This is a genomic window from Novosphingobium taihuense (assembly GCF_007830315.1).
GTDB lineage: Bacteria > Pseudomonadota > Alphaproteobacteria > Sphingomonadales > Sphingomonadaceae > Novosphingobium > Novosphingobium taihuense.
In genome coordinates, this window is sequence record NZ_VLKJ01000008.1 from 14,299 (window position 1) to 26,406 (window position 12,108).

A 12,108-nucleotide genomic window follows, 5' to 3' on the forward strand; every position below is an offset into this window, starting at 1 on the left:
AGCGGGCCGCACGGGATTTGGAAACCTTCACGGAAATTTCAGGGATTGGGCGCACTAAGCGCTTCACGCGTGGAGAGAATTGCGATGAAAAAGCTGGCCTTGCTCATCCTGCCGCTACTGCTGGCAGCTTGTACCGACAGCCCGCAGGAGCGCGCCGAGCGCGCGCGCAAGTCGTTCGAGGCACATGACTATCGCGCGGCGCAAGTCGACCTCGCGGCCGCGCTCGAAGCCAATCCGCAAGACCCTGCGTTGCTTGAGCTCCACGCGCGCAACGCACTGGCCATGGGTGATGGTATCGCTGCCGAAGCCTCGTTGGCCAAGCTTCCCGAAGGCAGGCGCCCCGCAGACTTCGCGTTGCTGATGAGCGAGGCCAATCTTCTGCGCGGCCTTCCAGACGATGCGCTCGCCGCGCTAGGGGGCGAGGCCTCTGCCGGCGCACAGCGCTTGCGCGCGCTCGCCCTGCTGGCAAAGGAAGACCGCGAAGGCGCCGCCAAGGCTTTTGCCGCAGGGGCAGAGGGCAAGCCTGATGCGCGGCTGCTGTCGGACTATGCACGGTTCACGCTGATGGGCGGAGATATCAAGCAGGCGCGGGCCCTTGCTGACCGCGCCAAGGCCGCCGACCCCGGCATGATCGACGCGCTTCTTGCAGACGCCGAAGTCGCCACGGCGGAAGGCCGTCTGGCACAGGCGCTCGCCGGATACGAAGCTGCCGTCGATGCCTATCCCGGAAATCTTGCAGCCCTTGCCGGAAAGGCCGCAGTGCTCGGCGATCTTGGCCGGACCAGCGAGATGGAAGGCGTTCTCAAGTCACTGGCCGAGGTCAAGGGTGGCGGGCAGGTCGCCTATCTTCAGGCCCGGGCTGCCGCCTCGCGCGGAGACTGGCAGACCGTGCGGAGCGTGCTTCAGGCCAACGAAGCCTCGCTCGTCGGCAAGGACGAGGCGACCGTGCTCTACGCACAGGCCCTTGTGCAGCTCAAGCAGCCCGAACAGGCTCGCGCCAAGTTGCAGCCCCTGCTGACACGCAACCCCGGCAGCGCAACGCTGCGGCGCGAACTTGCCAAGGCGCAACTCGCCGCAGGCGATCCTCGCGGCGCTGTCGAAACCATGCGGCCGTTTGCCGAAGTGCAGACCGCCGATGCCGAAGACCTGCGCCTGCTTGCCAAGGCCGCAGAAGCTTCGGGCGATCCTGATGCCGCCAAGCTCGCCGAGAAAGCAAGGTTTCCGTCCGCGCAGGCCATGGCCGCGACGCTGGCACAGGCCGATACGGCGATGAGGCAGTCCAACTGGGGCAATGCGATCGCCGCATACGAGCGCCTGCTCGCCGTGACCGATGGCAAGAACCCGCTGGTCCTCAACAATATGGCCTATGCACAAGGGATGGTCGGCAACAAGACCAAGGCGCTGGAATTTGCCGAGCGGGCCTACAAGGCTGCGCCAACAAGCGCCTCGGTGATGGATACGCTCGGATGGCTGCTGGTCGAGACGGGCAAGGACCGTTCACGCGGCCTGTCCCTGTTGCGCGACGCCGCTTCCAAGGCGCCGAACAACGCAACCATCTCAGGGCACCTGCGCAGCGCCGAAAAGGGCTGAGCGCAAACGAAAAGGGAGCCTGCTTGCGCAAGCTCCCTTCCGATTATCCTGTATTCGCGATCAGGCGGCGAGTGCGATCCGGCGCGGTGCCGTCTGGCGGCGACGTGCCAGCGCCAGACCGACCAGGCCAGCGCCCAGAAGGCCGAGCATGCCCGGCTCGGGAACCGGCGTGCCACCGGTCGATCCGCCCGTGCTGCTGAGCGTGCCCGAGCCGCTGGCCGAGCTGATGCCGGGGACGCCGGTGATCGACTGGTAGCGGACGTAGAAGTCGCTCAGCGTCAGCGAGCTGACCGGCTGAGAGAAGCTGAGCGTGAACGAACCCGTGCCGCTTTGGCCCAGCGTAAGACCACCGCTGCCACCGCCTGCACAGCTGCCGGTCTGCGCGTCCTTGAAGCAGACGTCGACGGTGCCGATGCCATTGGGATAGTTTGACGACAGCGTCGTGTACGAGAACGCACCGGTGCTGGTGGCCGAAGAAATGTTCGGATCGGTGTTGAACGCAAAGCTCGAGATGCGCGAGCCGGTGACCGGGGCCGAGCTGGTGTTCGCCACGCTGTAGTCGAACGTGTAGTCGTTGCCCGAGATGCCGGTCAGCTTGAACGTCGTCGAACCGGTCAGCCCGTCGATGTTCGTGCCACCCGAGAAGCCGTTGTAGTTGAGCGAGAAGCTGGTGCCGATGTCACCCGATCCAAGCGTTACGGAATCCGCAAAAGCGGGCGATGCGACCGCCATGGCCGCGCTGGCGGCAAGGCCGGCAAGAACTTTCCTGAATGTCATCGATTCTGCTCCCATGAACCGGAATTCGGTTAATCGTTATGAAAGCAATGCCTGTGCCAATTGCGGATTTCAGCCATTTGTAATGATTAACGATGTTTGAGGCGTAAGTTTTTCCGACAGCGCCGCTGCGGATTTCGTTCGGAGTTTTCACCAAAGATTCAGTGCTAGCTGGCATCACCATTGTCATGCGAACGCGTCTTGCCCTTGCCATGCTTCTCGCGCTTTCTGCCTGCGGTGACAGCGCCGACGACCGGATTGCCCGCGCGCGGCAGGAAATCGCGGGGATGGAACTTGCAGCCGCGCGGGTCGATCTCGTTTCGGCGCTGGAGCAAAAAGGCGATGATCGCCAAATCTTGCGCCTGCTGGCGGATGTCCAACTCCGGTTGGGTGATGGAGACGGCGCTGCAGCGACGGCCGAGCGGCTTGAACGGGCAGGGACTCCGGCTTCCGATCTCGTCCTGATCAGAGCCGAGGCGGCACTGCTGCGCGGCCATCCCGACGAGGCGCTGGCCTTGCTGGGCAATGCCGCAAGCCCGACCGCGGAACGCGTCCGCGCCGCGGCTCTGGCTGACAAGCAGGATGCAACCGGCGCACTCGCGGCCTTGCGGCGTGGCGCGGCGGCGGGGGCTGATGCCCTGCTGCTGCGCGATTACGCCCGTTTCTTGATCGGTTCTGGCGACCTTGATGGCGCCACAAGCCAGATCGCCGCCTTGTCACGGCTTCAGCCGGACGGTTTCGATGCCCTGATGCTCGGTGCAGACGTCGCGTCCCGGCGCGGCCGTTATGCAGACGCGCACGCTCTTCTTGAGCGTGCAGCAGCGCGCTACCCGGGGGTGCCCGATCCCCTTATCGCCCGCGCAACCGTGTTCGACCTTGAAGGCAAGCTCGACGACGCTGTCGCTGCAACCAAGCGCGCGGCGGCAATCGCGCCTGATGATGTGCGTGTGCGCGATCTCAATGTTCAGTTCGCAGCGATGAAGGGTGACTGGAATACTGTCCGGACCATCCTTGCCAAGCAGGAGCGCGATCTCGATCCGCTGTCTGCCAACGGCCTCAGCTATGCCGAGGCAATGCTGCGCACGGGCCATCCGGAGCAGGCAAGGGCGCTCTTCCAGCGCGCGTTGACCCGCTCGCCGAACAACCCATTCTCGCGGATCATGCTGGCCGAGGCGCAGCTGGAGACCGGCGATGCGCGCGCGGCCTACACGACCGTCTATCCGCTTGCGAACAGCATGATGGCCGATCAACGTGAGCTTGAGCTGGCCGCTAAGGCGGCCGAAGCTGCAGGCCTGCCTGAAGCGGGCAAGTTCAAGGCCCGGCTTGCCGATGCGCGGCAAATTGCTGCTCAGAAACTCGTCGCGCAGGGGCAGTCGGCAACTGCACGCGAAGATTGGGCTACCGCCGCCGCCGCCTACGCCCAACTGGCGCAGCTTGGCGAAGATGCGGAAGTGCTCAAGCGCCTTGCCTATGCCCTGAGCCATCAGGGCAAGGTAGACGAGGCCATCAGCGCTGCGGACCGCGCCAGATCACTCCGGCCCGAGGATCCTGACACGAGCTACATGGCTGGGCTGGTAAGGGCCAGGGCCGGACGCGATATCCCAGCAGCCGTGGCGTTGTTGCGTCAGGCGGCGCAGGCCGATCCGGGCAACCCGGTCTTCCGGCAAACGCTTGCCCGTTATCAGCCGCGCCAAGGCGCCTGATAACGGGGGGCAAGCGCTACACGCACCAGCTCAGGCGCGCGGCTTGATCTTGCGCGAGCGGGCAAAGCCGACAGCGACAAGGCCCAGCGCCATCATGCCAAGCATGCCAGGTTCAGGCACGGCAGTACCGCCGGAAGACGTCGTCGTGCCGCCAGAAGTCGTGGTGGTGCCGCCCGACGTGGTCGTCGTACCGCCCGAGGTCGTGGTGGTGCCGCCAGACGTGGTCGTCGTACCGCCGGTCGTAGTGCTGCCGCCCGACGTCGTCGTACCGCCACACTGGCTCGAGCCGCCACTATGGCCGCAGTTGCAGTAGTGCTTGTGCGTCAGCCACCAGGTGGCATGGGCAGGCGTCGTCGCGGCCAGACCTGCAGTTGCGGCAAGGATCGTGAGTGAACGGATCTTCATTTTAACCCCCGTTGGTTAATTGCGGTTGCACCCATGCTTTGCAAAATCGGTGCCATTTCACGGAATTCAGGGGTTGCGATGGTTAACGTCAATCCGTCGCCGTGGCTTTGTAAGTCAGGGCGACGGATTGCGTTTCCGAATTGTTGCCAGCTGCTTAGTCTTGTTGCCTCAGTGCCACGTCGTTCATGAAACGAATGTCATCTTTAGCCGCCAACCAGCCCGCTTCGGAGGACACGGCTCCCAGCATTTCAACCAGATCGTCCTGCTCGGCCTTGGCAAAGGGTCCAAGGACGTAGCCGGTGACCCGATCCTTGTGTCCGGGATGACCGATACCGAGGCGCACGCGGCGGAAATCGGCGCCAAGGTGCTGGTCGATCGAACGCAGCCCATTGTGGCCCGCAGTGCCGCCGCCCTGCTTCACCTTGACCTTGAACGGGGCAAGGTCGAGCTCGTCATGGAACACGGTCAGCGCCTCGATCCCGAGCTTGTAGAACCGCATCGCCTCGCCCACCGAACGGCCGCTCTCGTTCATGAAGGTCGCGGGCTTGAGCAGCAGGACCTTCTGGTTGCCGATCCGGCCTTCCTGCAACCAGCCCTGGAACTTCTTCTGCACCGGCCCGAATGAGTGAACCTCGGCAATGGTATCGAGCGCCATGAAGCCGACGTTGTGACGGTGCAGCGCATACTGCGGTCCGGGATTTCCGAGGCCGACCCAGAGTTGCATGTGCTTGGCGTTCCTTTGATTGTTGAGCGGTCACATTGCCCACCCCGTCCGACTAAGCCTTGCTGCGCAAGGCCAAGTCTCCCGGCCCTCCCGCCTGCGGGAGGGCGTGCATAGGGCGGTCCTGCTAACTCCCCTCCCGCAGGCGGGAGGGGTTGGGGGTGGGCAAGGGCATAGCGCAAACCAACCACCCAAAAAAGAACCCCTCCCGCACGAAACGGAAGGGGCTTCTTTTTCACGCGCCTGCAGGGCAGGTCACCTTGAAAGACGATCAGTCTTCCTTGGTGGTGTCGCCTTCTTCGCTCTTCAGCGAGGAGGGAGCCACGATCGTCGCGATGGTGAAATCGCGGTCGGTGATCGCGGGCTTCACGCCTGCGGGCAGGGTGACGGCGCTGATGTGGATCGAATCGCCGACTTCGTAGCCCGAAACGTCGACGATGATGTCGTCGGGGATCGAGTCAGGCGAGCAGATCATTTCCAGCTCGTGACGGACGACGTTGAGGATGCCGCCCTTCTTGAGGCCGGGCGACTTCTCTTCGTTGATGAAGGCAACCGGCACGTCCACGTGAACGACCGAGTCCTTCGAGATGCGCAGGAAGTCTGCGTGCTGCGGACGGTCGGACACCGGGTGGAAGGCGACGTCCTTGGGAAGCGTGCGGATGGTCTTGCCACCGACAGTGAGCTCGACGACCGAGTTGAAGAAGTGGCCGGTGCCCAGCGCCTTGTTGAGCGCCTTTTCTTCAAGGTGGATCGCGATGGGTTCTTCGTTGCCGCCATAGATCACGGCGGGGGTGCGGCCTTCGCGACGCAGTGCACGGGAGGCTCCCTTGCCAGCCCGATCGCGCGTCTCGGCCGACAGGTTAAGCGTTTCGCTCATGTGTCAGTACCTTCAGCAATGTTTAAACACACTTCCTCCGCCACGCCTCCAGGGATGACCATGACAGGGAAGCGGCGGCCCTTAGCGGGTTTGCCGGGAAATGCAAGGAATCAGTGCGGGCCATCAAGGCACCCGCTTGATCGTCCACCCGCGCGCCATCATCAGGCGTTGCAGGCTGTCCGAGCCTGCCAGATGCGCCGCGCCCACGGCGACGAAGGGTTTTGCGCCACCCTTCAGCATCGCGTCCAGCTGGTCCGCCCAATTACGGTTGCGGTCGGTCAGCAGCGCCTGGTGCAGCCCCGCGTCGGCAAGGAACCCCTCATTCGCCTCGCGCGCAATGCCAAGGTCATCGCCGCGCAGCCATAGCGCGACCATGTCGGCCTCCTCGTCCTTGTCGCTCGCGGCCTCCACCGTCACTTCCTGCAGCAGCACCTGTTGCTGGCGTGCGGGGAGGGCGTCGAACACGCCGAACTGGCTGTGGATGGTTTCAAAGCCCGCGACCGGCTTGGCCGCAGCCAGCTTGCGCAAGGCAGGCTCCGCGCCGCTGTCAGGATCGGCGCCGGCCTTCTGCCCGGCAATGGCGGCTAGCTGCAGCGCCACCGCCCAGCTTTCGGTATCGGCAAAGTCCGCGTCGGAAAGGCCAAGCTTGCGATAGACCTCGGCCAGCTTTGCCCGATAGGCTGGGGCAAGGCGTTGCGACGGCGGGGGAAGGCCTTCGGTCCCGGCAAGGTCCGCCAGTGCATCGCCCGCCGTCTTCTGATCCAGCGGCTCGGCAATCTCGAGCACCAGCCGGTCCGACCGCGCCAGCGCCTCGCCCACCGCAGGCCGCAGCCACTTCACTTGCGGAGGCAGGGCGTGGACGGTGCCGAACAGATAGCCGCGCACCGCCCCGGTCTTGTCCTCGATCTGCCAGAGCGCGACGCGCGTGTCCTGCTCCGGCGCCGTCTTCCCACGCTCCATCCACGCCATGGCCATGCCCAGCAGCAGCGCCGGAACAATCGCCCAAAGCAGGCGCGGAAGGAAGCGGGAGAGATGTTTCATTGCACGCGGGTCGACGCCAGTCCCTGCGCCTTCAGCAGGTCCTGCACGCTCTGCGCCCCAGCCAGATGGCCCGCGCCCACCGCAATGAACACCGTGCCGGGCTGATCCAGCCGCTTGGCGATCCACGAAGCCCAGTTGCGGTTGCGCTGGTACAGCAGCGTATCAGCCAGTTCGGCGTCATCCATCTGCTCGTTCATCAACTTGCCGAGCCCTTCCGGATCACCCGCGCCCCACTCGTCGGTCATCGTGCCGATGATGGCAAAGCTCTTGTCGAAATCGCGCACCGCTTCACCAAGGAATTTGAGCTGCGTCTCGCGCGGCAGCTGGTCGAACAGGCCAAGCTGGTAATCCACCGTCTCCAGCGCGCCGAGCTTCTTGCCCTTGGCCACGGCGGCCTTGCGCAGCACGGCTTCAACGCCGCTGTCCGCGCCATATCCGGCCATGGCATAGGGCATCACGCCCAGCGTGATCCCGGCCAGCCATGGCTCCAGCGGATCGAACGCCTCGACCGGAATCTTCAGCTTCGCCAGCAGCGCTTCGTAGGCCACGCGATCGGAGTCAGCCATCAGCGAGCGCAGCGTCTCGCCCTTGAGCAGTCCCACGGCCATGACGGTCTTCTGCTGCTCTGCCGCAGGGACGTCCGGAATCTCGGTGATCAGCTCGCTCGAACTGTCGAGCGCCGCGCCGACTGGCCCGTCGAGCCAGACCAGCCCCTTGGGCAGCGCATGGATCGTGCCGAAAAGATAGATCGTGGTGTCCGCATCGGCGACTTTCCACAGCGCGGGCTTCAATTGCTTCGGTGCAGGTGCCGCAGCTGCAGGCTTTGCAGCAGGAGCTTCGGCTCGAACCGAGCCGGTAAAGGCAAAGGCGGCCAGCGCGATCGCGGCGGTGAGGGAGTGATAGGCGCGTTTCATGATCAGGCTCCTTTTGCCCGGAAACAGGTTGCAGGGGAATGAAGGGATTTGAAAAGGCGTCAGAGATAGCGCTGGCGGAACCAGACTACCGACCACACGCCCATTGTCGCGAAGTATAGCGCCATGCCATCGGCTGCAGGCAGGAACCCGCCACGCTCGCCCAGCCACCAGATCGGCGCCGCCGCGCTGTAAAAGTACAGCGCCACCAGCGCGCCAGTGCGGTAGGACTGCTCCTCGTGCTCGTCGATATTGCGGTGCCAGAACCAGGTGATCGGCGCGAGAACCAGCACGATCACGGCAATCAGCCCGGCGGCGATGCCAGCAGGAAGCGGGCCATCCATCAGGTCGAAGGACTGCGAAGGCGTGTCGCTGGAAATGCTCATCGCGGCACCCACGGCCATGCCGATGACGCAAGCTATGCCTGCGCTGATCGTGGCCCGGCGTCCGCGAGGCGTGAACGGACCGTTCTCACGATAATATCGCCGTCCGCTAACCCAGGCGAACCATAGCGAGCCCAGAGTCAGGGCGGCAAACACCGCGATGATCACATAACCCACCGGTTTGATCTGCTCTTCCTGCGAAAGCGCCCCGCTCAACCCGGCCAGCGCGCCCGAGAAGAACACTGCGCCTACGGTTGCGATGCCAATGCGCATGGCAAGATTTGCGCCGCTCATCGGGGCGGCTTCAGTTTGCGCATTCTCGTCAGTCATGTTGGAAACCATCATCGAAGATCTCCTCGATACGAAGCTGGAACAGGCGCGCGATGCGGAAGGCGAGGGGAAGCGAGGGGTCGTGCTTGCCCGTCTCGATCGCGTTCACCGCCTGGCGGGACACGTCGAGCTTGAGGGCAAGATCGGCCTGACTCCACTGCCGCTCCGCGCGCAAAACTCTCAATCGGTTATTCATGTCATGCTGACCTGTCCATATGTCAGGTTATACTGACAATATGTCGTGATTCGCTGACTATGTCAAGAAGACCTGACATGGATGCAAAAGCGCCGCTTCCCGGTTGATTTGGCGGCCCTCATCGGCCAAAGCCGCGCGACCATGGCCGATACTGACAAAACGCCTCTCAGCCTGCAGGACATGATCCTGCGCCTTCACGCTTTCTGGAGCGAACAGGGCTGCCTGATCCTCCAGCCATATGACATGCGCATGGGGGCAGGGACCTTTCACACTGCCACCACCCTGCGCGCGCTTGGGCCAGAGCCGTGGAACGCAGCCTTCGTGCAGCCCTGCCGCCGCCCGACCGACGGCCGCTATGGCGAAAACCCCAATCGCCTGCAGCACTACTACCAGTATCAGGTGATCCTGAAGCCGAGCCCGGAGAACCTGCAGGAACTCTACCTGCAATCGCTGGTCGAGATCGGCATCGATCCGCTGGTCCACGATATCCGCTTCGTTGAAGACGACTGGGAATCCCCGACTCTCGGCGCATGGGGCCTCGGCTGGGAAGTCTGGTGCGATGGCATGGAAGTCACCCAGTTCACCTACTTCCAGCAGATGGGCGGCTTCGATTGCAAGCCCGTCGCGGGCGAACTGACCTACGGCCTCGAACGCCTCGCCATGTACATTCAGGGCGTCGACAACGTCTATGACCTCGCTTTCAACAATCACGGCGTCACCTATGGCGAGGTGTTTCTCGAGAACGAGAAGCAGATGTCGAAGTGGAACTTTGAGGTCGCCGATACTGACAGCTTGTTCGAAGGCTTCCGCCGCGCCGAGGAAGAGTGCAGGCGCAGCCTCGAAGCAGGCGTGCCCATCGCCGCCTATGAACAGGCGATCGAGGCCAGCCACCTGTTCAACCTGCTGCAGGCGCGCGGCGTGATCTCGGTGCAGGAACGCGCCAGCTACATGGGCCGCGTCCGCGATCTCGCCCGCGGTTCGTGCGAGGCCTACATGGAAAAGAACGCCGATCAGTGGGCGGCCAAGTACCCGGAGTGGAGCAAGTGACCGATTTCCTTCTCGAACTGCGCAGCGAGGAAATCCCGGCCCGCATGCAGGCAGGCGCCCGCGCCGATCTCGAAAAGCTGTTCCGCAAGCAGCTTGACGCAGCCGGCCTCAAGGCTGGCGAGATCACCGTCTGGTCCACCCCGCGCCGCCTCGCCTTGATCGCCCGCGACCTGCCATTGGCGACCGAGGCTGTCTCGGAGGAAACCAAGGGCCCGAAGACCTCTGCCCCCGAACAGGCGCTCGAAGGCTTCCTGCGCAAGACCGGCCTCACCAAGGACCAGTTGACCGAGCGCGACGGCGTCTGGTTCGCCGTCACCGAAAAGCCCGGCCGCGCCACCAAGGACGTGCTTGCCGAAGCCATCCCCGCGATCATCCGCGCCTTCCCCTGGCCCAAGAGCCAGCGCTGGGGCGCAGCCTCGCTCTCAACCGAATCCTTGCGCTGGGTCCGCCCGCTCTCCGGCATCGTCGCCATTCTCGGCGAGGATCTGGTCGAGTGCGAGATCGGAGCTGTGAAGTCCGGCTACGCCACGCGCGGCCACCGCTTCCATTGCCCCGGCGAGATCACCATCGGCAGCGCCCATGACTACGCCGAGAAGTTGCGCGCCTGCCACGTCATCGTCGACCATGTCGAGCGTGAGGCAATGGTGCGCGATAAGGCCAAGGCCGTGGCGCAAGCTGCAGGTCTCGTACTGGTCGAGGACGAAGGTCTGGTTATCGAGAACGCCGGCCTCACCGAATGGCCGGTCCCTCTGCTCGGCCGCTTTGATGAAGCCTTCCTCGACGTGCCCCCCGAAGTCATCCAGCTCACCGCGCGCGTCAACCAGAAGTACTTCATCTGCCGTGATGCCGCAGGCAAGCTCGCCAACGCCTTCGTCTGCACCGCCAATATCGAGGCGAAGGACGGCGGCGCCGCCATCGTCGACGGCAACCGCAAGGTCCTCGCCGCGCGCCTCTCCGACGCCCGCTTCTTCTGGGAGCAGGACAAGAAGAAGCCGCTCGCGCAGCAGGCGGAGAAGCTGTCGCGCATCACGTTCCACGAAAGGCTCGGCACCGTCGCTGACAAGGTCGAACGCGTCGCCAAGCTGGCCGAGTGGCTGGCAAGCGAAGGCATCGTGCCGAACTGCGACCCGGCACTGGCACGACAGGCTGCGGAACTTTGCAAGGCCGATCTCGTCACCGAGATGGTCGGTGAATTCCCCGAACTCCAGGGCCTGATGGGCGGCTACTACGCCCGAGCCGAAGGCCTGCCCGACGCGGTGGCCGACGCCATCCGCGATCACTACAAGCCGGTCGGGCAGGGCGATGACGTGCCGACTGCGCCGGTGACGGTGGCCGTGGCGCTGGCGGATAAGCTGGATACGTTAGCAGCATTTTTTGCCATTAATGAAAGGCCTACGGGCTCAAAAGATCCGTTTGCTCTTCGACGAGCCGCACTTGGCATTCTTGAATTGATAGCTTTGAATAAACTACGCTTTCCGCTTGGACAGGCATTGTCGGTTGCTGATAGTTCCATCAAGCTCAAGGGCGCGAGGTTGCTGGTTCAGCGTGATGGTTGCAGTTATCATGAGCAAATAGAAGGGGCAGTCGCCTTCTTCGCCGACCGCCTCAAAGTCCAGCAACGCGAAGCAGGTGTCCGTCACGACCTGATCGACGCCGTGTTCGCGCTCGGCGGCGAGGACGATCTCGTCCGCCTGCTCGCCCGCGTCCACGCGCTGCAGGCCTTTGTCGGCACTGAGGACGGCACGAACCTGCTCGCAGGCTACAAACGCGCCGCGAACATCCTCAAGAAGGAAGTCTACGAAGCCGCCGATGCGGATTACACCCGCGAGCCCGCCGAACAGGCGCTGGTCGATGCGCTGAACGCTGCCGAGCCTCAGGCCGACAGCGCCATTGCTGCGGAAGATTTCACCGCTGCCATGGCCGCGCTCGCCAGCTTGCGCGGACCCATCGATGCCTTCTTCGAAAGCGTTACCGTGAACGATGCAGACTTGAGCAAACGCGCAAGTCGCCTTGCCTTGCTTGACCGTTTCCGTGCTGCAGTGCACAAAGTTGCGGACTTTTCGCGCATAGAGGGCTAAGGGACGGGCCGAATCCGGCCCCGTCCGGCAAGAACCAAGGTTACGCAGGGAG

At 63.9% G+C, this 12,108-nt stretch carries 12 protein-coding genes; 4 read left to right on the plus strand and 8 right to left on the minus strand.

Features of this window, described 5'->3' with window-relative positions:
- The first annotated feature begins 84 nt into the window (after positions 1 to 84).
- Positions 85 to 1,590 (plus strand): tetratricopeptide repeat protein, encoded by a 1,506-nt coding sequence (locus tag IQ25_RS15240; RefSeq protein WP_144907137.1) that lies wholly within the window; start codon positions 85 to 87, stop codon positions 1,588 to 1,590.
- A 60-nt stretch (positions 1,591 to 1,650) separates the two neighbouring features.
- Here IQ25_RS15240 and IQ25_RS15245 read toward each other — a convergent pair whose 3' ends face one another.
- Complete coding sequence (locus IQ25_RS15245) at positions 1,651 to 2,367, minus strand: cistern family PEP-CTERM protein (RefSeq protein WP_144907138.1); 717 nt, start codon at positions 2,365 to 2,367, stop codon at positions 1,651 to 1,653.
- Positions 2,368 to 2,552: 185 nt separating this feature from the next.
- Between IQ25_RS15245 and IQ25_RS15250 the strand changes: the two genes are divergently transcribed.
- Entirely contained in the window at positions 2,553 to 4,067 is a 1,515-nt protein-coding gene (locus IQ25_RS15250) for a tetratricopeptide repeat protein (RefSeq protein ID WP_144907139.1), read from the plus strand.
- 30 nt (positions 4,068 to 4,097) lie between these two features.
- Here IQ25_RS15250 and IQ25_RS15255 read toward each other — a convergent pair whose 3' ends face one another.
- The 7 genes from IQ25_RS15255 to IQ25_RS15285 form a co-directional block, all read right to left on the minus strand.
- Positions 4,098 to 4,472, minus strand: a complete 375-nt coding sequence (locus IQ25_RS15255) for a PEP-CTERM sorting domain-containing protein (protein WP_144907140.1) — start codon at positions 4,470 to 4,472, stop codon at positions 4,098 to 4,100.
- 154 nt (positions 4,473 to 4,626) lie between these two features.
- A complete protein-coding gene (gene pth / locus IQ25_RS15260) occupies positions 4,627 to 5,196 on the minus strand; it encodes an aminoacyl-tRNA hydrolase (RefSeq protein ID WP_144907141.1) in 570 nt (189 codons plus the stop codon).
- Between the two features lie 268 nt (positions 5,197 to 5,464).
- Positions 5,465 to 6,070 carry a 50S ribosomal protein L25/general stress protein Ctc gene (locus IQ25_RS15265; RefSeq protein WP_144907142.1) on the minus strand — a complete coding sequence of 202 codons (606 nt, stop codon included), beginning with the start codon at positions 6,068 to 6,070 and terminating at the stop codon, positions 5,465 to 5,467.
- 123 nt (positions 6,071 to 6,193) lie between these two features.
- Positions 6,194 to 7,111, minus strand: a complete 918-nt coding sequence (locus tag IQ25_RS15270; protein WP_144907143.1) for a TraB/GumN family protein — start codon at positions 7,109 to 7,111, stop codon at positions 6,194 to 6,196.
- Entirely contained in the window at positions 7,108 to 8,025 is a 918-nt protein-coding gene (locus tag IQ25_RS15275) for a TraB/GumN family protein (RefSeq protein ID WP_144907144.1), read from the minus strand. Before IQ25_RS15275 ends, IQ25_RS15270 begins: the two co-directional genes overlap by 4 nt.
- A gap of 59 nt (positions 8,026 to 8,084) precedes the next feature.
- Entirely contained in the window at positions 8,085 to 8,750 is a 666-nt protein-coding gene (locus IQ25_RS15280; RefSeq protein ID WP_144907145.1) for a hypothetical protein, read from the minus strand.
- Positions 8,728 to 8,931 (minus strand): helix-turn-helix transcriptional regulator, encoded by a 204-nt coding sequence (locus IQ25_RS15285; RefSeq protein WP_039331181.1) that lies wholly within the window; start codon positions 8,929 to 8,931, stop codon positions 8,728 to 8,730. The genes IQ25_RS15280 and IQ25_RS15285 overlap by 23 nt, the downstream gene beginning before the upstream one ends.
- A 141-nt stretch (positions 8,932 to 9,072) precedes the next feature.
- On the opposite strand from IQ25_RS15285, the gene IQ25_RS15290 reads away from it, so the two are divergent.
- Positions 9,073 to 9,978, plus strand: a complete 906-nt coding sequence (locus IQ25_RS15290) for a glycine--tRNA ligase subunit alpha (protein WP_144907146.1) — start codon at positions 9,073 to 9,075, stop codon at positions 9,976 to 9,978.
- Positions 9,975 to 12,056 (plus strand): glycine--tRNA ligase subunit beta, encoded by a 2,082-nt coding sequence (gene glyS / locus IQ25_RS15295; protein ID WP_144907147.1) that lies wholly within the window; start codon positions 9,975 to 9,977, stop codon positions 12,054 to 12,056. Before IQ25_RS15290 ends, glyS begins: the two co-directional genes overlap by 4 nt.
- Positions 12,057 to 12,108: the final 52 nt, after the last annotated feature.